This window comes from Parasphingorhabdus sp. (assembly GCF_041748495.1).
Lineage (GTDB): Bacteria > Pseudomonadota > Alphaproteobacteria > Sphingomonadales > Sphingomonadaceae > Parasphingorhabdus.
Genome location: NZ_JBGTDD010000020.1, coordinates 1 through 20,550 on the forward strand (window position 1 = coordinate 1; position 20,550 = coordinate 20,550).

Genomic DNA, 20,550 nt, shown 5'->3' on the forward strand with positions numbered 1-20,550 from the left:
GCGAGCATCAGGAGCGGAAGGATGGTCATGGCGCGCTTATTAGCAAGCAAATAGCGGTTCGGGCAATTAGCAATTGAATGGTCGGGCTGAACACGGCAAAAGCCGCCGGTGTCAAATATCCAGCAAATGATCGCCCGCCATTCATCCGGACTCGCGCTTGTGGCCGGGGGGATCAGCGCGACCGGCTTTGCACCGCTCGCTCTCTGGCCGCTGAGCCTGTTGATGCTCGCCTTGTGGATGATGATTGTATTTCAGGCTCAAAGCCGCAAGGCCGCTTTTTTTGCCGGCTGGCTATTCGGCGTCGGCCATTTCGTCGTCGGGCTGAACTGGATTGCCAAAGCCTTTACCTTTCAGGCGGCGATGCCGGGATGGCTGGGCTATGTGGCAGTGATCCTGCTGTCGCTCTATCTGGCGATATTTCCCGGTCTGGCGGCCTTGATCGGCTGGTGGATTGGCAAAGACCGACCGGCGACGTTCTTGCTGACCATGGCCGGGGCCTGGATTTTCAGCGAATGGCTACGCAGCTGGCTGTTCAGCGGATTCATCTGGAATCCGCTGGGCACGATTGCGCTTCCGCTTGGCCAGATGACCGGCCTCAGCATATTTATCGGCACCTACGGCTTGTCCGCGCTGCTGTTTGCCGGTGCCGGGGGCCTGTGGCTGCTGTTCCTGAAAAGATGGCAGGTGGCGGTTCCCCTGATTGCCGTGTTCGCCGGACTAGCGCTGATCCCCCATCCCCAGCCGAAGCCGATTACGGCGGACCAGCCGCTGATCACCGTGGTCCAGCCCAATATCGGCCAGCAGGACAAATGGCAGGCCGGCTATGAAGATCAGAATCTGCAGAAACTGGCCCAATTGACCTTGCGGACAGATGATCGTCCGCGGATCATTTTCTGGCCGGAAGCGGCAATTCCCGACTATCTGGAGACCGGCTATCCGGCGCGCTATTATTATGGTCGCCCGCCGGAATTTGTCCGCCAGCAGCTGGCTTCGCTGATGAAGCCGGACGATGTTCTGGTGCTGGGCGCGCTCAAGCTGGAATTTGATGAAGCGGGCGGGCGGGCGGTTGGTGCCCGCAACAGTGTCTTTGCGATGGATGCGCAGCGCGAGCTGATCGGTCGCTATGACAAGGCGCATCTGGTCCCTTATGGCGAATATCTGCCGATGCGACCCCTTTTGTCCGCGATCGGCCTATCCCGTCTGGCGCCAGGCGATTTCGACTTCTGGCCGGGGCCCGGACCCCGTTCGATCGATCTCGGCCGCTTTGGTCAGGCGGGCCTGCAGGTCTGCTATGAAATCATCTTCTCGGGACAGGTGGTCGATCCGGACAATCGCCCCGACTTCATCTTCAATCCGTCCAATGATGCCTGGTTTGGTAGCTGGGGGCCGCCGCAGCATCTGGCGCAGGCCCGCTTGCGGGCGATCGAGGAGGGGTTACCGGTGATCCGTTCCACCCCAACCGGCATTTCGGCGGTGATTGACGCCGCAGGAACAGTTAGAGCCAGCGTTCCGATGGCGGAAGCGGGCCGCATCGACATGCGCTTGCCAGCGGCCCGTTCACCGACGCTTTTCGCGCGCTACGGCAATGTCCTGCCGCTCGGTTTGGCGGCGATTTTGCTGCTATCCGCCATTGCCATCCGCGTACGCGCTCGTTAAAGCGCATAAAAACATTTCCTTATGTCCCATGGGTCAGTCGCTTTCTGACCAATAATCAGGAATTTATCATGCGTTCAGAATTTATTTTCACTTCCGAATCGGTCTCCGAGGGCCATCCCGACAAGGTTTCCGACCAGATTTCCGATGCCATCGTCGATCTGTTCCTGTCCAAGGACCCGGAAGCGCGGGTGGCTTGCGAAACCATGACCATGACCGACCGGGTGATTCTGGCTGGCGAGGTTCGCGGCCAGGGCATGATCGATACCAATGGCAATTGGGCGCCCGGAGCGCAGGAAGAAATCCAGACTGCGGTCCGCGAAACGGTCAAGAAAATCGGCTATGAGCAGGACGGGTTCCACTGGCAGAATCTGACCTTCGAAAATTATCTGCACCCGCAGTCGGCGCATATTGCGCAGGGCGTGGATGAAAGCGGCAACAAGGATGAAGGTGCCGGTGATCAGGGAATCATGTTCGGCTATGCCAGCGACGAAACCCCGGAGTTGATGCCAGCAACGCTGCATTATTCACACCAGATTCTGAAACAGATGGCGGATGACCGGCACAGCGGCAAGGCACCGTTTCTGGAGCCCGACAGCAAGAGCCAGGTGACCCTGCGCTACGTCAATGAAATGCCGGTCGAGGCCGTTGCTCTGGTGGTTTCGACGCAGCACGCGCCGGGCTATTACAAGGACAGCGACAATCCCGCACTCTATCAGGAATTGCGCGACTATGTGATGGGTGTGTTCCATCAGGTGCTGCCGGAAGGCTTTATCACCGACAAGACGGTGATCCACGTCAACCCGACCGGACGGTTTGAAATTGGCGGCCCGGACGGCGACGCCGGCCTCACCGGCCGCAAGATCATCGTCGACACTTATGGTGGTGCCAGCCCGCATGGCGGGGGTGCGTTTTCCGGCAAGGACCCGACCAAGGTTGATCGTTCGGCAGCCTATATCACCCGCTATCTGGCCAAGAATGTGGTCGCCGCAGGACTCGCCAAGCGTTGCGCGATCCAGTTGTCCTATGCAATCGGTATTGCCGAACCGCTGTCGATCAACGTGGACCTGCACGGCACCGGCAAGGTGAGCGAAGAGAGACTGGAAGAAATATTGCCGCAACTGGTGCGCCTGACCCCCAAAGGCATTCGCACCCATCTCGGCCTGAACAAGCCGATTTACGGCCCGACCGCCGCTTACGGCCATTTCGGCCGCGAGGCCGATGGTGATTTCTTCACTTGGGAGAAAACCGATCTGGTGGACGCGCTGAAAGCCGCGCTCTGAGGCCGACCATGCCGGCAATCGTGACTGCAGTATGACCGCCTATAAGGACGGCGATCCGACCACTATCCGCCAGCTTTATGGGCGGAGGCAGGGCCATGCGCTGCGCGATCAGCAGGTCGAACTGGTCGAGAAACTGCTGCCGCAAATCGCGGTTCCGGTCGAAGGTCCGGTGACCGCAGCGTCGCTGTTCGGCGGTGACCGGCCGCTGCATCTCGAAATCGGTTTCGGTGCTGGCGAACATCTGGCGGCCCGTGCTGACATGCTGCCCGATCATGGCTTTATCGGCTGCGAGCCCTATCTCAACGGGATGGTCGGTGCGCTGCAGCATGTCCGTGACCAGAATCTGGCCAATGTCCGCCTGCATATGGGCAATGCGCTGGACGTGCTGGAACGGATCCCGGATGGTATGCTGAGCTTTGTCTATCTGCTGCATCCCGATCCCTGGCCCAAGGCGCGGCATGCCAAAAGGCGGTTCATGAATCATGGCCCGGTCGACCTGATCGCGGCCAAGCTGAAACCGGGCGGGGAGTTCCGCTTCGGCACCGATCATCCGGTCTATCTGGAATGGGCCTGCATGATCATGAACCAGCGGAACGAGTTTGAGTGGCTGTGCGCCAGTCCGCAAGACTGGATGATCCGGCCCGGCGGCTGGCCGGAGACGCGCTATGAAGCCAAGGCCCGACGACAGGGCCATGATGTCTGGTATTTCCGCTACCGGCGCAAATAAACCAGAACGCCGCCAATCGATTCATATTTGAATCCGTGGAGAACTGGCGGATTGCTGCCGGATAAACCATTTCTTAAGCATGTTTGTTAGGCATGCTGTGATGTCGAACCTTAACCTTCCTTGTCTATCCAACGCTTAACCAAAAAATTGGTCGCACAATTTGATGACAGTACTGGGAGGTACAAAGGCAGATATGGACATAGCTCCAGCAAGCGCAGGCGCAGCGACCGATTTTGACGCATCGCACAACAGTGCCACGCCCGCCGACCTCCGGATAAGACCCCGCAATCGAAATTTTGCCAGCGCCGTGATCAACCGCCGCCGCTGGGTGGGCGGCGACCCCTTTGCTTCGGCCTTTTTCAACGCCTTGTCCGTCACCTTTCCGGAGGGCGAGCTTTTCTTCATCGATTCGCTCAAGCAATTTCGCAAGCGCGTGCCGCCGAAGTTGCAGCAAGAGATCCGCGCCTTCATCCAGCAGGAAGCCATCCACAGCCGGGAGCATCACTGCTTCAACGAACATCTCAAAGATTGTGACTTTGATATCAGCCGGCTGGAAGCAACGATTGCCAGCGTGGTCGACGGCATTCGCGCCCGGCCGGAACATGCCCATCTGGTGGCGACCATGTGCATCGAGCATATTACCGCCATTCTGGCCGCAGAAGTGATTGCGAACCCCAGACATTTTGAACATGCTGACGAACAGCAGCGCAAGCTGTGGCTGTGGCACGCTTCGGAAGAGATCGAGCACAAGGGCGTGGCCTTTGACACATGGCTGCATGTGACGCGGGACTGGAGTCCGCTGAAGAGCTGGCTGGTCCGGTGCAGTTTCATGGCCAAGATCGCGATCGGCTTTACCAAGAACCGCGCGAAAGGCGTTCTCGACCTGCTGCGCCAGGACGGCATCTCGGGACCGCGCGCCTGGTTTGGGCTGGCCCATTATGCGCTGCTTGGCAAGGCGCCGTTCCGCAGGACCTTATGGCCGCTGCTGCAGTTTTTCAAACCGGGCTTTCACCCCTGGGATATCGACGACCGTCCGCTGATCCGGCTGGCCGAAAGCGAATATGAGGCGGCGATCATGGTCGAAGAGGATGCCGGGTCCGACAGCCCTCCGATTACTGAAGGGCTGCGCAAAGTAGCCTGATCACGCTGCGAGTGGTCGCATGACCTCGCATTCTTTCTCCGCATCCAGCAGACAGGAAAATTCGACCGCTTGCGCTTCCCCGTTTCTGCCGCGGCTGAACCGTCCAACCGTTTGACCGGTCGGCTGAAAACCCAATTTGCGCAGCACCGCCCCCGAGGCCGGATTGTCGAGGAAATGACTGGCGACCAGGCGCTTGTGGCCGAGTGCGCGCGCATTTTCCAGCACCGCCCGGCCCGCTTCGGTGGCGAACCCGCGGCCCCAATGCGGCCGACTGATCCAGTAGCCGAGGTCGACATCGCCATTGTCCTGCGCATCAATGCCGATGCAGCCCGCCAGCTTCGGCGCGCCTCCTTTGCGGCTGAAAATCAGCCAGCGGGGGGTGGCAGGGTCGGCGGGCAAGGACAGGAATTGCCGGGCATCGTCCAGCCGATAGGGCCACGGCGCGCTGGCGAGATTGCGGACAATCGCTTCATCATTAATTGCGGCGTATAAGGCATCGGCGTCTTCGGGCCAGCCGGGTCTCAGCAACAAACTTGGTGTAACGGCGAACATAGGGACTCTCCATCGTCAAATTGTGACGCCCCCGTCCTGACTGTTAGCCCGCTAGCGGGTGACCGTTACAAGATAGTGACGTTACAACAGGGAGAGACAAAAAAAGGGAGAGGATGACCCTCTCCCTGAAATTGACGGTTCTGTTGAACCTGTCGGGTCATCCCTCTGGTGGATAACCCTTTATCGATTATCCGTTATTCGGCGGCTTGCGCGACGAGGTCGACAGACACATATTTGCGTCCGAGCTTGCCCTTGTGGAATTCCACCTTGCCATCAACGAGCGCAAACAGAGTATGGTCCTTGCCCATACCGACATTGCGACCCGCATGGGTCTGGGTTCCGCGCTGGCGAATGATAATATTGCCGGCGACAACAGCTTCGCTGCCGAATTTCTTGACGCCCAGACGACGACCTGCCGAGTCGCGACCGTTGCGGGAGGAACCACCTGCTTTTTTATGTGCCATGGTTTAGTCCTTTTTCTTCGCAGCCGGCTTCTTGGCGGCTGGCTTCTTCGCTGGTGCCTTCTTGGCAGCAGCGGGTTTGGTTTCAGTTTTCGCAGCAGCCTTTTTCGCTGGTGCTTTCTTGGCCGGAGCCTTGTCGGCCGGAGCGGCCTTTTCAGCCGGAGCAGCCTTGGCTTTCGCGGCCGGCTTGTCTTCGGCCGGAGCCGCTTCCTTCTTCGGAGCCGCTTTCGCTGGCGCCTTTTCAGAGCCGATGGCGCTGATTCTCAGCACCGTATGCTGCTGGCGATGGCCGTTCTTGCGGCGATAATTGTGCCGGCGGCGCTTCTTGAAGATAATGACCTTCTCGCCTTTTTCCTGTCCGAGAATCTCAGCCGAGACGGTCAGGCCCTTGACGTCCTTGATGTCGCCGCCGTCGCCAGCCAGCAAAACGTCGTCCAGGGTTACCGAATCACCAGCTTCGCCAGCTAGTTTTTCGACTGCGATAATATCTCCTGCGGCAACCCGATATTGTTTGCCGCCGGTGCGCACAATTGCGAACATGGCTATTTTCCGTTTCAAATTTGTGGTTCCAGCGCACAAGACCGTTAACGCGAGTCCTTCGGCTCACGCTGGAAAGAGTGGGCAGCTAACCGATGGAAGTGGCGCTGTCAACCAGCTTAAGGCGATTTTGGCTAATCCCGTTGGTCGGGCCGCGCCAGCCATTGTGGCGGCATATTCGCCGTTGCAGACCGGATAAGCCTCTCGTAAAGACGGAGCAATGAAAAAACTCGCAGCTTTGGTGACGATTATCACGGTTAGTCTGTCCGGTTGCGCCATGCAGCAGGGCGATTTTCCGTCGCTGCAGAAACGTCCCTATGAAGACGAACCGGTGATGGATGCACCGGCTGCTGCCCTTCCGGTCCAGTCCTCGCTACCCGCCGAACTGCAAGTCAGGCTCGATGCAGCGATGGCGCAGAGCCAGACGGCGCATGACCGGTACCAGGCGCGGCTGCCCGGTGTGAGAAGCCGGGTGGAGGCCGCGCGCAATGCGGCGGTGTCGAGCGAATCATGGGTCGTGGCCCAAATGGAAATGGCGGCGCTCGAGATTGTCCGCAGTCCGTCGGTCGAGGCGCTGGCCGATATCGATGCGCTTTACCGGGAGCAATTGCTGCGTCAGATGGAAGAAGGACAGACCGGCGGTGCGGCCATCATTGCGAGCCAGCGAGAAGCTGTGCTGGCGCAGGTTGATTCGCAGCAGGCCGAGATCGAGGCGATGAAGAACCGGCTGCGCTGATTCAAGCCTGGCTAGCGCAGGGCGTCGATCGCAGCTTTGTGGGCCTTGGCATTTTCGACATAATGGGCAACGCCCATGTGCATCCCGGCAATCGCCTGTTCCGGCAGATCGCGCATGAACTTGGCTGGCGATCCGGCCCACAGCTGGCCGCTGGGGATGCGCTTGTTCGGGGTCAGGGTGGCGCCGGCGGCGAGCATCGCGTCGCCTTCGATCACGCAGCCGTCCATCACCGTCGTGCTCAGGCCGACAAAGGCGCGGTCTTCGAGCGTTGCACCGTGCAGCATCACCATATGGCCGACCAGCACATCATCGCCGATGATCGTCGGATTGCCGTTGGGTGTGGCCGGGGTGGCGCTGTCGCAATGGATGGTGGTGCCGTCCTGGATATTGCTGCGCGCACCGATCCGGATGAAATTCACGTCTGCCCGAATCACGCAATTATACCAGACACTCGATTCGGGGCCGATCTCGACATCACCAATAATCTTGCAGCCCGGCGCGATGAAGGCGCTGGGGTGGATTTTCGGGCTTTTGCCATTGAACGGCAGGATCAGCGGGTCGGTCATATTCTCGAATTCCAGTCTTCAGCGGTGATTTTGTAAACAATAGTCGGGTTGAGATCCTTGTCATAATTGGGGTCATGAAAATCCAGTTCGGGGCAATGGACCATGCCCAGCCGCTTCATCAAGCCCCAGCTCGGTTCATTGCCGGCGACCGTCAGGGCCACGACGAAGGGCGCGTTCCATCGGGAAAAGGCCGCGTCCATGCACGCGCTCGCGGCTTCCTTGGCATAGCCCTTGCCCCAGGCATCTTCGCGCAGGCGCCAGCCGATTTCATGCGCGCCGGTCAGCTTCGGCTGCGGCGCATTGACCCGTTTCAGTCCGCAGAAGCCCAATATTTCGCCATCGGACTTGCGCTCGACGATCCAGAATGTGTGACCGAAGTCGCGGTCATAGCCGGCCAGCCTGGTCACCGCCGCGTCAAAGGTTTCGCGACTTTGCACCCCGCCCAGCCAGCGCATCACATTGCGGGTGTTGAGATGCTCCATGAACGGTTCGATGTCGCTGGCGCGCCATTTGCGCAGGATCAGCCGCTCGGTCTCCAGAACAATATCTGCGGCGTCTTCAGCCATGCAGCAACCGTGCCGCATCGGCGGCAAAATAGGTCAATATGCCGCTGCAACCGGCGCGCTTGAACGCGATCAGCTTTTCCATCATCAGCGCATCATGGTCGCCGATGCCGGCGGCGGCCCCGACCTTCACCAGCGCATATTCGCCCGATACCTGATAGGCGAAAATCGGCACGTTGAACTCTGCCTTGGCGCGATAGATGATGTCGAGATAGGCGAGCCCCGGCTTGACCATGATGCTGTCGGCGCCCTCGGCTATATCGAAGGCGATCTCGCGAATCGCCTCGTCGCTGTTGGCCGGATCCATCTGGTAGGTTTTCTTGTCGCCCTTGAGCAGCCCTCCCGAACCGACCGCATCGCGGAAGGGGCCGTAGAAGGCGCTCGCATATTTGGCGGCATAGGCCATGATCTGGACATTGTGATGCCGTGCCAGTTCGAGCACGTCGCGGATCGCGCCGACCCTGCCATCCATCATATCGGATGGCGCGATGATGTCGGCGCCAGCATTGGCCTGATTGAGCGCCTGTTTGGCCAGAATGTCGAGCGTGCGGTCATTTTCGACATAGCCGCGATCATCGATCAGCCCATCTTGTCCGTGGCTGGTGTAAGGATCGAGCGCGACATCGGTCAATATGCCGATATCGTCGCCAAGCGCATCCTTCACTGCCCGGGTAGCGCGGCACATCAGATTGTCGGGGCTGAGCGCCTCCTTGCCATCGTCGCTGCGTTTTTCGGCCGGTGTATTGGGAAACAGGGCGATGCAGGGGATGCCCAGATCGAGCGCTTCGCGGGCGCGCTCGACGATGCCGTCGACCGACCAGCGCGACACCCCGGGGAGCGAAGGGATCGGTTCTTCGACGCCATTGCCTTCGGTGATGAACAGCGGCCAGATCAGATCCGACGGAGACAGGCGATGTTCCCGGACCATCTCCCGGCTCCAGGCATGGCTGCGGGTGCGGCGTAGGCGGCTGTGCGGGAATGAAGCTTGCTGTGACATGGCAAAGGCTTAGCCGAGCCGACCGCGGTGCTCAACTCTTCTGTGAACTGGGGCGCCGCTTTTAGCTTTTCAGGGGTTTGTTGAGCCGGTTGATCTCGCGTTCGGGCTGTGCCTCGGCCGAAGCGCTTTTCAGCGCGTTCAAAGCCGCGCCGGGTGCGACGCGCTGCAATTTTTGCAGCTCGCCCTTGAAGCGGCGCAATTCCTGGCCCCCCAGCTGCGCGCGCTCGACAAATTTGACCGACCGGGGATCAATCGAACGCCCGCCACGATAGAGTTCATAATGGAGATGCGGTCCCGTGGACAGGCCGGTTGAACCGATATAGCCGATAATCTGTCCTCTGCGCACACGACCGCCGTTGCTCACCGCGATCCGGCTCATATGGCCATAGCCGGAAGCCAGTCCGCCGCCATGTTGCAATTTGACAAAATTGCCGAAGCCACCCTTGCGGCCCGCGTGGACGACCGTGCCGTCGGTGACCGCATATATCGGCGCGCCATAGCCGCCGCCGAAATCCATGCCGCTGTGCATGCGCATGTAGCGCAGGATCGGATGCCGCCGCATGCCGTAGTTCGAGGTGATCCGTCCGTTGGTCGGCCGGGCCAGTTCGCCGTTAGACTGGCCGACACCCGAGGCCTCGAACCAGTTGGTCCGGCCGCCGCTCTGCCACCTCAACATCTGTGCCGCCGGTTTGCCGCCACGTTCGAGCCCGGCATAGATCAGATCGCCGACTTCCACCTCGCCGGTTTCGGCGCGGCGGTAGGACAGGATGATATCAAATTGGTCGGTGCTGCGGATGTCGCGGGAGACGGACATTTTCGAACCGATCACCTGGAGATATTTCTGGACGGCGTCGCCGGGCGCTCCGGCGGCGCGCGCGGAGCGGTAGAGGCTGGACCCGACCGTGCCCTTGATTCGCAGCGGCGTATCGTCAACCAGGATCGGCTTGCGGTTCAGTTTCAGCCGGTCGCCGTCACGCAATATTTCGAGATTGAGATCGAAGCGGGCGCGAAACGCCAGTTGATCGAGCGGCCGGGCCTGATTTTTCGCCGGACGACGGCCGAGTATGACGTCGATCTTGGTGCCCGGCTTGATGTCACCGAGAGAAACGGCTCCGCTCACCAGATCATTGACCTGTCCGGCCTCATCGCTGGCGACTCCGGCGCGTTGCAGCACCCGGCGCAGACTGTCGCCGCGACCGAGCGTGGCGACCAGTTCGATCGACGGCCGCTCGGGGCTTTCCGCCAACGCGCGTACGGCGTCGGTGGCCGCCATGCGGATGCCGGTGTCGGAACCATAAGCCAGCGGTGCAATCATTTGCGAACGGGCCTGGTCGGCGCGATAGCCGCTCAGCGGGTCGGCGCTATGGCCGGTAATCGGACCAAAATCGGGCAGGCAGCTGATCGCGACGCCGCACAGGGCGGTCAATGTCACCAGACCGCGGAACCAGGTCGGGCTGCCGATATCAACGCCAAGATCGGGGACCCAGTCGAAATCGGAAAAATATTCCCGCCATTCGGCGAACCGCTCCCCGGGGAAATCGCTTATCGGAAGCGCCGGCCGCAGGGGATTGGCCGCAGCGATGGCAGCCCCCTGAACGTGCATGTCGATATCGTCGATACTCTTGAACAAACGCACCCCTCGGTGATGCAAGTTTTTGGCTTTGCATCCGATATGTTGGAATATCTCTGTGCAGCAACTTGGTTAAAGTCAAATTAAGCCGCCATTCAGGCAGAGCACATGCGGCGAGCCGTGTAAAATCAAAGTTATCCGGTCGCATCAGCAGTTTTTGTGCCAAGCCCCTTGCAACTCTGTGCCCGATGGGCTGTTGTGTAGATAATGTCCCGGTTCTCCCAGTCGTCTCTTGTCGCCGTTCTCGGCCCGACCAACACCGGCAAAACCCATCTTGCCATCGAGCGCATGTGCGCCCATTCGAGCGGGATGATCGGATTTCCGCTGCGCTTGCTGGCGCGGGAAGTCTATGACCGGGTGGTGGCGCTGAAGGGAGCCAATCGGGTGGCGCTGGTCACCGGTGAAGAAAAGATCATCCCGAAAGACGCGCAATGGTTCCTGTGCACCGCCGAAGCGATGCCGATGGACCGCGAATTTGCGTTTGTTGCGATCGACGAAGCACAAATCGGCATCGACCCCGAGCGCGGCCATATATTCACCGATCGTATGCTGCATGCGCGCGGCCGTGACGAAACCATGATTCTGGGCTCGGAAAGCCTGCGGCCGCTGATCGAATATCTGCTGCCCGATGCCGAAATCATAACCCGGCCGCGTTTTTCCACCCTGAGCTACGCCGGTTCGCGCAAGCTGTCCCGGCTGCCCAAAAGATCGGCGATTGTCGCCTTTTCCCTAGAGGATGTCTACGCGATCGCCGAAATGCTGAGGCGCCAGCATGGCGGTGCGGCGATCGTCATGGGTTCGCTATCGCCGCAGACCCGCAATGCCCAGGTCAAAATGTACCAGGACGGCGAGGTCGATTATCTGGTCGCTACCGATGCGATTGGAATGGGCCTCAATCTCGATGTCGCCCATGTTGCCTTTGCCGCGCTGAAGAAATTCGACGGCCATCGCCGACGGCGTCTGACCCTCGCCGAAATCGGCCAGATTGCCGGCCGCGCAGGCCGCCATCAGAAGGATGGCAGCTTTGGCGTGCTGTCCGGGCTGGCCTCGTCGGATGCATTGCAGGCCGAAGATATCGACAATCTGGAATCGCATCGGTTCCCGAAGCTGGACTGGCTCTACTGGCGCAATGCAGATCCGGATTTTGGTTCGGTCGAGCGGCTGATCCGTTCGCTGGAAGAAAAGCCGCAGATCCAGCGATTGCATGCGGCGCCGGAGGCGGTCGATCTGGCGGTTCTGAAGCGGCTGGCGATGGATCCGGCTCTGGTCCGGCTCGCGGGCTCGCCGGACAAGGTGCGCCTGCTCTGGGAAGCGGCCTGCATTCCCGATTTTCGCAAGGTCGGCTCTGATCATCAGGCGCGCTTCATCGCCTCACTCTGGTCGCATCTTGCCGAGGGGGCGGGCGTCATTCCCCACGCCCGGATGGCCCAGGAAATCGCCCGGCTGGAAAATGTCCAGGGCGATATTGCGACCCTCGGCGCGCGCATCGCGGCGGCGCGCAGCTGGAGCTATATCGCGCAGAAATCCCATTGGGTGGAACAGCCCGAAGCGATGATCGATCGCACCCGCGCGCTGGAGTCCCGGTTGAGTGACGCTATGCACGCGCTGCTCACCCAGCGTTTTGTTGACAAGCGTACGCGGGTCTTGATGCGCGGTCTGCTGAAAGATACATTGGCGCAGGATGTCGCCGTCGATGATGATGGCAGGGTGCTGGTTGAGGGACAGGAAATAGGAACACTCAAGGGCTTCCAATTTCTCGTGCCATCCGATAGCCGGAGAGAAGATCGCAAGATGTTGCTTGCAGCGGCAGAAAGATATTTGGGACGGATTATGACAGACAATGCAGACGCTCTTGCCAAGGCACCGGACTCTGTCCTCGCATTGGTTCCCGATGCTGCCGGACAGCCAGCGATATTGTGGGGCGACAGCCGGCTGGCGGTGCTGAGCAAGGGCAAGACCCTGTTGCAGCCCGAGATCCGGTTCGAGCGGTCGATCAAGGATATGGCCGCCGAGGACAGTCAGAAAGTGATCGATCGGGTCAAGGCCTGGGTCGAGGCGATGAAGGCCAAGCATCTACAGGGGCTGGTGAAAATTGACGTGCTGGCCAATGAGCCGGAAACGCCAGCAGCGGTGCGCGCGCTATTCGCCCAGATCGTCGATGCCGGCGGGATATTGTCGCGGCGCGATATCGATCAGGCGGTTCGCGCGCTCGACAATGACATGCGCGGCCATGCGCGCCGGGCCGGACTGGTGTTCGGGGCGCTCGATATTTTCCATCACGCGCTGATGAAGCCCGGGGCGGTGCTCTGGCGGACGGCGCTTTTCGCGGCTTTTGACGGGCAGCCGATGATCGAGCAGACGCCGGATAATGCGGTTCATCTCAAGCAAGGAACATTCGTCGGCGCCGACCACGCTTCCCGGCTGGGCTTTCGCAAGGTGGCCGACGAATATGTCCGGGTCGACATGGTCGAACGATTGGTCAAGCAGGCGCATGAGGCGCGGCAGCAGGGCGAGATATTCGCGATCGACCCTGCTCTGGCGACATCACTGGGTCTGTCGAAGGCCGGTCACGAGGCACTGCTCGCGCTGGCGGGCTTCGCGAAAACCGATGAAAAGCCGGTTGTACAGGAAAAGCCGGTTGCCGATGCCAGTCAGGCGCCGCAAAGTGGAGCGGATGGTTCGGATGCTGCTGTCGAGGAGGCTGCCGCTCCCGATGAAGCGCCCGCTGCAGCGGTGGCACCGGACGACGCAAAAGCGGACAGCGTCGCGCCGCCGGAAGCAGCGGTCGCCGCGGTGCAATATTGGCGCTGGAAGGGCATGGCGCGCAACGCGAAGCGCAGCCAGTTCAAATCCCGCACCAAACATCAGAAGCAGGACAAGCCTGCGCCCGTCAAGCGCAAGGCCGAGCCGGTTCTCGCCACCGCTGGCGGTGCCTTTGCCGAGCTGGCGGTGCTCCGGGAGCAGATGAAAAAATAGGATGAAGGCTTGAGCGGCAGAGAAGCGGACCGTAGCCACGCAGCGCTTCCGGTGCTGCGGATCGACAAGCTTTTGTGGTTCCTGCGCTTTGCCCAGAATCGGGTGATGGCGCGCAAGCTGGCGGAAAAGGGGCATGTCCGGATGAATGGACGACGCATCGAGCGCGGCCATGTCAAGGTCCGGCAAGGCGATATTCTCACGATCCCGCAGGGACAGGCCGTCCAAGTGGTGCGGATCATCGCGCTGCCCGAACGGCGCAGCAGCGCTTCCCAGGCGCAATCCTGCTACGAGATATTGCAGACTGGTATTTGAAATAGCGGCTAAACCAACTGTTGACGTGTCAGAAATTGCGCAATAGCTAGGATGAAATTTCTGATCACGAATGGCGGACTGGTATAGGGGAGTTCACGACCAGATGACTTATGTTGTTACCGAAGCCTGCATCAAGTGCAAATATATGGATTGTGTCGAAGTCTGCCCGGTAGACTGCTTTTACGAAGGCGACAACATGCTGGTGATCAATCCCAGCGAATGCATCGATTGCGGCGTCTGTGAACCGGAATGCCCGGCCGAAGCAATCCTGCCCGACACCGAGGACGGCCTGGAAAAATGGCTCGAGGTGAACACTAAATATTCTGAGGAATGGCCAAATATCACGGTCAGCCGCGATCCGCCAGCGGATGCGGAAGAATATAAGGGCATGGAAGGCAAGTTTGAAGCGTTCTTCTCCGAGAAACCCGGCGAGGGCGACTAGCCAGTGACCCGACTGTCCCAGTTTCCGGGCGGTCACCTTTTGTCTTTCTGACCAAATAGGATCCGGCTGATATGTCGGCGGCGGACTGCTGGTGGCTGACGCCGCCGGACCCGCACATTGGTGCAGTGCAACGATAAAATTGCTTTTTTGTGACGAATCTGTTAAGGTTGATTCAATTGGCGGCTGGACACCTGAGGGAGCGGGTGGTGTTCGGTCGTTAAATATATCTACGAAAGGGTTTTTTCGTCAGACGAACACGAAATTCGGACGTTGGTAACGTTCTTTTCCAATGAATCAAGAAAGGCTTTTTATGGCTGCGAATGTGCTGTCCTTTGATGTGGGCGATTATGTTGTTTATCCAAAACATGGCGTTGGCCGGGTTGTCGAGCTGCAAAATGAAGAAATTGCCGGCATGCAGCTCGAGCTCTATGTTTTGCGCTTCGAAAAGGAGCGGATGACGCTGCGGGTTCCGACCAACAAGGCAGAAGGCGTGGGAATGCGCAAATTGTCGTCGGACAAGACCCTGCGCGAAGCCATGGAAACGCTGAAAGCCAAGCCCAAGGTCAAGCGGTCGATGTGGTCGCGTCGGGCCCAGGAATATGAAGCGAAGATCAACTCCGGCGATCTGGTATCGATTGCCGAAGTGACCCGCGATCTGTTTCGCGCCGATGACCAGCCGGAACAAAGCTATTCCGAACGACAGATTTTTGAAGCGGCATCGAGCCGTCTCGCTCGCGAACTGGCGGCGATGGAAGACACCGATGAGCCGACGGCTTTGACGAAAATTCTCGAGATCCTGAATATTGCGGCACCGCAATATTATGAGGTCAAGGACGACTGATCGACCGGGTTTTACCGTTCATCGAATTTGCAAAGGGGCTGGCACAGCGATGTGCCAGCCCCTTTTTTGTCTGCGGCTGGGAATTTTTGGTTGATCTTGACCGACCACAAGCGTATTAGTGAATTAATACAGTGAAGGAGGGATGGATGAAGAAGATAGTGTTTCTGGCACCGCTGCTGGCGCTCGCCGCCTGTGAAGGCTCGATCGCCAATGCGGTCGGCGAGGCCGCCAGCGATAACGGCATCAGCACCGGCAGTTTTTCCGATGGTATCGCCATTGGTACCAAGGCCAGCAATCCGGGTGAATTCGCCGGGGTCACGCTAGCCGGCCCCGACAATATCATTTTCACGACCGGCGATGCATTCTCGATCCGCGCGGAAGGCGATGCGGAGGCGATCGAACAGCTGCGCTACAAGATTTCCGGGGACGAGATCAAGATCGGACGGAAAAACAGCGGTATATCCTGGGGTGATAGCGGCACGGCGGTCATTTATGTCACCGCTCCGGCGTTGAAAAGTGCGAAGCTTGCTGGCTCGGGCGATATGGATGTCGACGCGATGACCACGGAATCGACAAAATTGAGCATCGCCGGTTCCGGCAATATCCGGGTGGCCAGAATTGAAACGGCATCGCTCAATTCGAAAATTGCCGGATCGGGCAATCTGACCCTGGCGGGAACCGCGCAATCCATCGACATATCGGTAGCCGGATCTGGCGACGTCAGTGGCAAGGAGATGAACGCGGATAGCGCCAGCATCTCGATTGCCGGCAGCGGCGATGTCGAGCTGTCCTCGGACGGATCGGTCAATGCCAAGGTCATGGGCTCCGGTGACGTCCGGATTCACGGTGATGCAACGTGCAAGTCGCGAGCGATGGGATCGGGTGATATCACTTGTGGCTGATCATCTGACCATCGGCAAGCTGCTGAAATGACTTGGCGATCTGCCCGCTCTGTGGCAGCTTCGTGAGCGATGCCAAATCTATGGGAAAAATATGCGGTACCAAAGCTGATCCGCTTTGCCTGCTCTCAGCCTGCGGTGATGAAAGACCGCAGCGAGATCGTGCCCAGAGCCGATGGCGAGGTCCTCGAACTTGGCTGCGGCGGCGGCATCAATCTGCAATTTTACGACCGCAACCGGGTGACCCGGCTGACCGGTCTCGACCCGTCCGCCGAACTGCTTGACTATACTCGGCGGGAAGCCAGCGCGCGGGGCTTCGACATGAACATATATGACGGCATTGGCGAAGCCATGCCATTTGCCGACGCCAGTTTCGACACGGTGCTGTGCACCTTCACCTTGTGCTCGGTGCAGGATGGCGGGCAGGTGCTCGCCGAAATGCGGCGGGTGTTGAAACCTGGCGGGAAGATCCTGTTTCTCGAACATGGCCGGGCGCCTGACAAGGGGCCGGAAAAATGGCAGCGGCGGATCGAACCGGCGTGGAAACATATTGCCGGCGGCTGCCATTTGCACCGTCCGGTCAGCAAATTATTTGAAGCGCACGGCTTTGCGCTGACCGACAATCGCGGTCATTATGCCCCGAAAACGCCGCGCTGGCTCGGCTGGATGGAATTGGGAGAGGCTCGGCCGTCATGAGATTTTTTCTGGGCCTGCCGATCATAGGCATATTGCTGCTGCTCTCGTCCGCAGGGCAAGCGGCCGAACGCAAATTTTCCATTTTCGGTTTTGACGATATCAGGATCGGCAATGGCGTCGATGTCGTGCTGACCTCGGGCAAGGGGCCGTCGGCGCGCGCCGAGGGTCCTACGCGAGAAATACTGGACCGGGTCTCGCTGCAGAGGAACGGCAAGCAGCTGGTCGTCTCGGTGCGGCCCAAATCGCTCGATCGCAACAATTATGCCGAGGACGCTCCGGTCACCCTCTATCTCAGCAGCTTTGCGATCCAGAATGTCTCGCATCTGGGTTCGGGTCTGGTGACGCTGGACAAATTGTCGGGGCGGACACCGAAAGTGCGTCTGGGTGGTTTTGGTTCGCTCCGGATCGACGCTGTCGAAGCGGACCGGCTCGATGTGGCGATGACTGGCGGTGGCCAGCTGATGATGACGGGGCAAGCGGATGCCGCCCGGCTCGAGCTTCAGGGCGCGAGCATCTTCGCCAGTCCCGATCTCAAGGTCAAGCAGCTGACCCTGATCCACCGCGGTCCGGCGAGCAGTCATCTCGCGGTCGAGCGGGAAGCGAATGTCAGTAATTTCGGAACCGGACGCATCCAGATCGATGGCCGCCCCAATTGTACCGTACGGACCGACGGCTCCGCCGAGATCATCTGCAACCCCGACCGATAGCGGATGGCGCAATCAGGTCAGTGCACCGTCCCGATCGTCTGGTCGATGGACAGCAGAACGCACAAGCGTTCCACTTGCCGCCATTTGCAATAATGGAGATGGTTGCCAAGCGACCGGCTCTTGTCAGCGCGATTGGCCGCCTCCAGTCCCGCTTCGTCGCCATAGCTGGTGATCAGCGCTTCGGCATCACTATAATGGGTGGAGTCAATGAATATGGGCAATTGCATTTTTGGCTCCTGCTGCAGAAAGCTTATTGCTTCCAAGCTGATGGCCACCTCTACATTCGACCGGTGGAGATAACTTCAAAAGCTAGGGTTAGCAGCGGGTTAATCATAAGTTGGACGGGAAGCTCTGGTCACGGCCAGCGTTGTGGGTTAGGGCGGCGGCCATGAATCCAGAAACATCAGACAATGGTTCCAATCCTTCCGATTCCGGGACCGGTAATCGCAACGGCGGCGGCGTGTTCATCGCGATCGGTGCGATCGTCGGCGCCATTGGCGGCGGCGTCCTGGGACAGCCGTCGGCCGGATTGCTGGCCGGACTTGCTCTCGGAACGGCGGCGGCGCTGCTGATCTGGTGGAAAGGCCGATAAGCATGTCAAACCGCGCTTGTCAGGACCTCTGACGCCACCTATTGTCAGACCATGTTGAAACATATTAGAAATATCGCGATTCTGCTGATCATCCTCGGGGTGGGGGCTGGATTTTATTTCACCCGTGGCGACACCGCCAGATTGCCGCTGGAAGCGACAACCGGCGTGGAGCCAGCGCTGACCAATGTTCGCAAGGAAACATTTCCGACCATAAATATCGCCAAGGCCGAGCCCTGGGGCGAAGGGGAAGGCCCGGTTGCTGCCGATGGCCTTGTCGTCGAGCGTTTCGCCGATGGCCTCGACCATCCCCGGTCCATGTTCCGCTTGCCCAATGGCGATGTTCTGGTGGCGGAAACCAATAGCCCGCCGCGAACCAATAGCGGCATCGAAGGCTGGATCATGCGCAATCTGATGAGCAAGGCCGGGGCGGGAACCGAATCCGCCAACCGCATCACCCTGCTGCGCGACAGCGATCAGGACGGCACGGTCGACGAGAAATTTGCCTTTATGGAAAATCTCAACTCGCCGTTCGGCATGGCGCTGATTGACGACACGCTTTATGTCGCCAATACCGATGCTGTCTATGCCTATCCCTACACGGAGGGTGTTACGAAGATCACCGCCAAGGGCCGCAAGGTAGCCAATTTGAACGCGAAGGCGCCGAACAATCACTGGACCCGCGATTTGCTGGCCAGCAAAGACGGCAAATATCTGTATGTTTCGGTCGGGTCGAACAGCAATATCGGCGAAAATGGCATGGAGCTTGAGAAACAGCGCGCGGCGATATTGCAGGTCGAACTCGCGACCAACAACAAGATCATCTATGCTGCCGGTATGCGCAATCCGGTTGGCATGGCCTATTTGCCGGGCACCGACAAATTTTACACCGTGGTCAACGAACGCGATATGCTGGGCAGCGATATGGTGCCGGACTATCTCACCGAAGTCCGCTGGGGCGCGCATTATGGCTGGCCATGGCATTTCTGGGGTGGTCATGTCGACCCTCGGGTCGATCCGAAAAATCTTGACCACCGGCAATATGAGCGGCGGCCGGATTATGCCCTGGGCGCGCATGTGGCGCCGCTTGGTATCGCTTTTTCGCACGGCCAGGCCCTGGGCGCGCCTTTCGACACCGGTGCGGTTGTGCCGCGGCACGGCTCGTGGAACCGCCAGCCGCTCGCTGGCTATGATGTGGTCTATGTCAACTTCAGCCAGCGCGGCGAACCGGAAGGCAAGCCGGTGACGATCCTGAGCGGATTTACCACGGAGGATGGCCGCGCACGTGGTCGTCCGACGATGGTCGCTTTCGACCAGACGGGCGCGGTGTTGGTCAGTGACGACGTTGGCGGGATCATCTGGCGGGTATCGCGCAAGGGCGCTGCCAAAGCTGCGGTGGCGGCCGAATAGGCTAAGCCAGAGACCGTCCGGCTCGTCCGGCCAGTTCGACAATATATTGCCACGCCACCCGGCCTGACCGGCTGCCGCGCTGCTTTGCCCAGAGCAAGGCATTCTCGCGCTCGAACATCAGATCATAGGCCGCGGCATAGCGGGCGATGATCGCCAGATAATCGTCCTGCGAGGCGGCATGAAAGCCCAGCCGCAGACCGAACCGATCGGACAGCGCCAGCTGGTCGTCAACCGCATCGCGCGGGTTGATCGGGTCGTCCTGCTCATTCATCTGCCGCGACAGGATATGGCGCCGGTTTGAAGTGACGTAGAGCCGGACATTGGCGGGCCGCTGGCTGGTGCCGCCCTCCAGCATCGAGCGGAGCAGGCGCGGCTCGGCACTGCCTTCGGCAAATCCGATATCGTCGATGAAGAGAATGAAGCGCCGGTCGACAGCGGCGAGCATTTCAAACAATGCGGGCAGGTTTTCCAGCTGGTCCGACGACGCCTCGACCAGAGCCATATCCTCGCCTTGCCTCTGCACCGCCCGGATCACGGACTTGGCAAGCGCTGATTTGCCCATGCCGCGGGAACCCCACAGCAGGACATCATGCGCGGCATGGCCGCTGGCGTGGCGACTCGTGTTGTCCAGAAGGCGGGCCTTTTGCTGATCGATACCAGTGAGCAGATCGATATCGACCGGATCGAACGGCGCTATGGCTCTGGGTCCACGGCGGTCCCACAGAAAGGCGTTTCCCGTCGCCCAATCCACCGGCTTGTCGGCTGGCGGGGCCAGGCGCTCGAGCGCTGCAGCGATCCGGTGCAGCAGCGCCTTATCATCCTCTCCGGTCAT

23 protein-coding genes are annotated in these 20,550 nt (G+C 59.8%); 14 read left to right on the forward strand and 9 right to left on the reverse strand.

What is annotated here, in order from left to right; genetic code table 11:
- Positions 1-126 precede the first annotated feature (126 nt).
- From lnt to ACEW8J_RS01635, 4 genes are all read left to right on the forward strand, one after another.
- Complete coding sequence (gene lnt, locus ACEW8J_RS01620) at positions 127-1,656, forward strand: apolipoprotein N-acyltransferase (RefSeq protein WP_373489916.1); 1,530 nt, start codon at positions 127-129, stop codon at positions 1,654-1,656.
- A gap of 68 nt (positions 1,657-1,724) precedes the next feature.
- Positions 1,725-2,936 carry a methionine adenosyltransferase gene (gene metK, locus ACEW8J_RS01625; RefSeq protein WP_373489881.1) on the forward strand — a complete coding sequence of 404 codons (1,212 nt, stop codon included), beginning with the start codon at positions 1,725-1,727 and terminating at the stop codon, positions 2,934-2,936.
- 31 nt (positions 2,937-2,967) lie between these two features.
- The gene (locus ACEW8J_RS01630; RefSeq protein ID WP_373489882.1) at positions 2,968-3,663 is read left to right on the forward strand and encodes a tRNA (guanosine(46)-N(7))-methyltransferase TrmB; all 696 of its coding nucleotides are present in this window, start codon (positions 2,968-2,970) and stop codon (positions 3,661-3,663) included.
- Positions 3,664-3,856: 193 nt separating this feature from the next.
- Positions 3,857-4,804 carry a metal-dependent hydrolase gene (locus tag ACEW8J_RS01635; RefSeq protein WP_373489883.1) on the forward strand — a complete coding sequence of 316 codons (948 nt, stop codon included), beginning with the start codon at positions 3,857-3,859 and terminating at the stop codon, positions 4,802-4,804.
- Here ACEW8J_RS01635 and ACEW8J_RS01640 read toward each other — a convergent pair whose 3' ends face one another.
- From ACEW8J_RS01640 to rplU, 3 genes are all read right to left on the reverse strand, one after another.
- Positions 4,805-5,356: a GNAT family N-acetyltransferase gene (locus ACEW8J_RS01640; protein WP_373489884.1), complete on the reverse strand. Its 552-nt coding sequence runs from the start codon at positions 5,354-5,356 to the stop codon at positions 4,805-4,807.
- 194 nt (positions 5,357-5,550) lie between these two features.
- Positions 5,551-5,820 carry a 50S ribosomal protein L27 gene (rpmA, locus tag ACEW8J_RS01645; protein WP_373489885.1) on the reverse strand — a complete coding sequence of 90 codons (270 nt, stop codon included), beginning with the start codon at positions 5,818-5,820 and terminating at the stop codon, positions 5,551-5,553.
- A gap of 3 nt (positions 5,821-5,823) precedes the next feature.
- On the reverse strand, positions 5,824-6,357 hold the full coding sequence (gene rplU / locus ACEW8J_RS01650; protein WP_373489886.1) for a 50S ribosomal protein L21: 534 nt from the start codon (positions 6,355-6,357) through the stop codon (positions 5,824-5,826).
- A 217-nt stretch (positions 6,358-6,574) separates the two neighbouring features.
- Here rplU and ACEW8J_RS01655 point away from each other — a divergent pair, with 217 nt between their 5' ends.
- Complete coding sequence (locus tag ACEW8J_RS01655) at positions 6,575-7,090, forward strand: hypothetical protein (RefSeq protein WP_373489887.1); 516 nt, start codon at positions 6,575-6,577, stop codon at positions 7,088-7,090.
- Between the two features lie 11 nt (positions 7,091-7,101).
- On the opposite strand, the gene ACEW8J_RS01660 is transcribed toward ACEW8J_RS01655, so the two are convergent.
- The 4 genes from ACEW8J_RS01660 to ACEW8J_RS01675 all read right to left on the reverse strand — a co-directional run bounded on the left by ACEW8J_RS01660 (position 7,102) and on the right by ACEW8J_RS01675 (position 10,852).
- Positions 7,102-7,656 carry a gamma carbonic anhydrase family protein gene (locus ACEW8J_RS01660; RefSeq protein WP_373489888.1) on the reverse strand — a complete coding sequence of 185 codons (555 nt, stop codon included), beginning with the start codon at positions 7,654-7,656 and terminating at the stop codon, positions 7,102-7,104.
- Positions 7,653-8,222 (reverse strand): GNAT family N-acetyltransferase, encoded by a 570-nt coding sequence (locus ACEW8J_RS01665; RefSeq protein ID WP_373489889.1) that lies wholly within the window; start codon positions 8,220-8,222, stop codon positions 7,653-7,655. Before ACEW8J_RS01665 ends, ACEW8J_RS01660 begins: the two co-directional genes overlap by 4 nt.
- Positions 8,215-9,216, reverse strand: a complete 1,002-nt coding sequence (gene hemB / locus ACEW8J_RS01670; protein WP_373489890.1) for a porphobilinogen synthase — start codon at positions 9,214-9,216, stop codon at positions 8,215-8,217. Before hemB ends, ACEW8J_RS01665 begins: the two co-directional genes overlap by 8 nt.
- A 61-nt stretch (positions 9,217-9,277) precedes the next feature.
- Entirely contained in the window at positions 9,278-10,852 is a 1,575-nt protein-coding gene (locus ACEW8J_RS01675) for a M23 family metallopeptidase (RefSeq protein ID WP_373489891.1), read from the reverse strand.
- Between the two features lie 201 nt (positions 10,853-11,053).
- On the opposite strand from ACEW8J_RS01675, the gene ACEW8J_RS01680 reads away from it, so the two are divergent.
- The 7 genes from ACEW8J_RS01680 to ACEW8J_RS01710 all read left to right on the forward strand — a co-directional run bounded on the left by ACEW8J_RS01680 (position 11,054) and on the right by ACEW8J_RS01710 (position 17,719).
- Entirely contained in the window at positions 11,054-13,822 is a 2,769-nt protein-coding gene (locus tag ACEW8J_RS01680; RefSeq protein WP_373489892.1) for a helicase-related protein, read from the forward strand.
- 9 nt (positions 13,823-13,831) lie between these two features.
- Positions 13,832-14,134 (forward strand): RNA-binding S4 domain-containing protein, encoded by a 303-nt coding sequence (locus ACEW8J_RS01685; RefSeq protein ID WP_373489893.1) that lies wholly within the window; start codon positions 13,832-13,834, stop codon positions 14,132-14,134.
- Positions 14,135-14,237: 103 nt separating this feature from the next.
- Complete coding sequence (gene fdxA, locus ACEW8J_RS01690) at positions 14,238-14,576, forward strand: ferredoxin FdxA (protein ID WP_373489894.1); 339 nt, start codon at positions 14,238-14,240, stop codon at positions 14,574-14,576.
- A gap of 310 nt (positions 14,577-14,886) precedes the next feature.
- A complete protein-coding gene (locus ACEW8J_RS01695; protein WP_373489895.1) occupies positions 14,887-15,417 on the forward strand; it encodes a CarD family transcriptional regulator in 531 nt (176 codons plus the stop codon).
- 146 nt (positions 15,418-15,563) lie between these two features.
- Positions 15,564-16,319 carry a head GIN domain-containing protein gene (locus ACEW8J_RS01700; RefSeq protein ID WP_373489896.1) on the forward strand — a complete coding sequence of 252 codons (756 nt, stop codon included), beginning with the start codon at positions 15,564-15,566 and terminating at the stop codon, positions 16,317-16,319.
- 69 nt (positions 16,320-16,388) lie between these two features.
- A complete protein-coding gene (locus ACEW8J_RS01705; protein ID WP_373489897.1) occupies positions 16,389-17,012 on the forward strand; it encodes a class I SAM-dependent methyltransferase in 624 nt (207 codons plus the stop codon).
- Positions 17,009-17,719 (forward strand): GIN domain-containing protein, encoded by a 711-nt coding sequence (locus ACEW8J_RS01710; RefSeq protein WP_373489898.1) that lies wholly within the window; start codon positions 17,009-17,011, stop codon positions 17,717-17,719. Before ACEW8J_RS01705 ends, ACEW8J_RS01710 begins: the two co-directional genes overlap by 4 nt.
- A gap of 17 nt (positions 17,720-17,736) precedes the next feature.
- On the opposite strand, the gene ACEW8J_RS01715 is transcribed toward ACEW8J_RS01710, so the two are convergent.
- A complete protein-coding gene (locus ACEW8J_RS01715; RefSeq protein WP_373489899.1) occupies positions 17,737-17,946 on the reverse strand; it encodes a hypothetical protein in 210 nt (69 codons plus the stop codon).
- 161 nt (positions 17,947-18,107) lie between these two features.
- Between ACEW8J_RS01715 and ACEW8J_RS01720 the strand changes: the two genes are divergently transcribed.
- Entirely contained in the window at positions 18,108-18,311 is a 204-nt protein-coding gene (locus ACEW8J_RS01720; RefSeq protein WP_373489900.1) for a hypothetical protein, read from the forward strand.
- Between the two features lie 51 nt (positions 18,312-18,362).
- Positions 18,363-19,718, forward strand: a complete 1,356-nt coding sequence (locus ACEW8J_RS01725) for a sorbosone dehydrogenase family protein (protein ID WP_373489901.1) — start codon at positions 18,363-18,365, stop codon at positions 19,716-19,718.
- A gap of 1 nt (position 19,719) precedes the next feature.
- Here the strand turns inward: ACEW8J_RS01725 and ACEW8J_RS01730 are convergent, their stop codons facing one another.
- Positions 19,720-20,550 (reverse strand): ATP-binding protein, encoded by an 831-nt coding sequence (locus ACEW8J_RS01730; RefSeq protein WP_373489902.1) that lies wholly within the window; start codon positions 20,548-20,550, stop codon positions 19,720-19,722.

What these genes read in the sequence shown, in the direction of transcription:
- lnt (WP_373489916.1), top strand. Translation starts at nt 127, where the DNA reads ATGATCGCCCGCCATTCATCCGGACTCGCGCTTGTGGCCGGGGGGATC.
- metK (WP_373489881.1), top strand. Translation starts at nt 1,725, where the DNA reads ATGCGTTCAGAATTTATTTTCACTTCCGAATCGGTCTCCGAGGGCCAT.
- ACEW8J_RS01630 (WP_373489882.1), top strand. Translation starts at nt 2,968, where the DNA reads ATGACCGCCTATAAGGACGGCGATCCGACCACTATCCGCCAGCTTTAT.
- ACEW8J_RS01635 (WP_373489883.1), top strand. Translation starts at nt 3,857, where the DNA reads ATGGACATAGCTCCAGCAAGCGCAGGCGCAGCGACCGATTTTGACGCA.
- ACEW8J_RS01640 (WP_373489884.1), bottom strand. Translation starts at nt 5,356, where the DNA reads ATGTTCGCCGTTACACCAAGTTTGTTGCTGAGACCCGGCTGGCCCGAA.
- rpmA (WP_373489885.1), bottom strand. Translation starts at nt 5,820, where the DNA reads ATGGCACATAAAAAAGCAGGTGGTTCCTCCCGCAACGGTCGCGACTCG.
- rplU (WP_373489886.1), bottom strand. Translation starts at nt 6,357, where the DNA reads ATGTTCGCAATTGTGCGCACCGGCGGCAAACAATATCGGGTTGCCGCA.
- ACEW8J_RS01655 (WP_373489887.1), top strand. Translation starts at nt 6,575, where the DNA reads ATGAAAAAACTCGCAGCTTTGGTGACGATTATCACGGTTAGTCTGTCC.
- ACEW8J_RS01660 (WP_373489888.1), bottom strand. Translation starts at nt 7,656, where the DNA reads ATGACCGACCCGCTGATCCTGCCGTTCAATGGCAAAAGCCCGAAAATC.
- ACEW8J_RS01665 (WP_373489889.1), bottom strand. Translation starts at nt 8,222, where the DNA reads ATGGCTGAAGACGCCGCAGATATTGTTCTGGAGACCGAGCGGCTGATC.
- hemB (WP_373489890.1), bottom strand. Translation starts at nt 9,216, where the DNA reads ATGTCACAGCAAGCTTCATTCCCGCACAGCCGCCTACGCCGCACCCGC.
- ACEW8J_RS01680 (WP_373489892.1), top strand. Translation starts at nt 11,054, where the DNA reads ATGTCCCGGTTCTCCCAGTCGTCTCTTGTCGCCGTTCTCGGCCCGACC.
- fdxA (WP_373489894.1), top strand. Translation starts at nt 14,238, where the DNA reads ATGACTTATGTTGTTACCGAAGCCTGCATCAAGTGCAAATATATGGAT.
- ACEW8J_RS01695 (WP_373489895.1), top strand. Translation starts at nt 14,887, where the DNA reads ATGGCTGCGAATGTGCTGTCCTTTGATGTGGGCGATTATGTTGTTTAT.
- ACEW8J_RS01700 (WP_373489896.1), top strand. Translation starts at nt 15,564, where the DNA reads ATGAAGAAGATAGTGTTTCTGGCACCGCTGCTGGCGCTCGCCGCCTGT.
- ACEW8J_RS01705 (WP_373489897.1), top strand. Translation starts at nt 16,389, where the DNA reads ATGCCAAATCTATGGGAAAAATATGCGGTACCAAAGCTGATCCGCTTT.
- ACEW8J_RS01710 (WP_373489898.1), top strand. Translation starts at nt 17,009, where the DNA reads ATGAGATTTTTTCTGGGCCTGCCGATCATAGGCATATTGCTGCTGCTC.
- ACEW8J_RS01715 (WP_373489899.1), bottom strand. Translation starts at nt 17,946, where the DNA reads ATGCAATTGCCCATATTCATTGACTCCACCCATTATAGTGATGCCGAA.
- ACEW8J_RS01720 (WP_373489900.1), top strand. Translation starts at nt 18,108, where the DNA reads ATGAATCCAGAAACATCAGACAATGGTTCCAATCCTTCCGATTCCGGG.
- ACEW8J_RS01725 (WP_373489901.1), top strand. Translation starts at nt 18,363, where the DNA reads ATGTTGAAACATATTAGAAATATCGCGATTCTGCTGATCATCCTCGGG.
- ACEW8J_RS01730 (WP_373489902.1), bottom strand. Translation starts at nt 20,550, where the DNA reads ATGACCGGAGAGGATGATAAGGCGCTGCTGCACCGGATCGCTGCAGCG.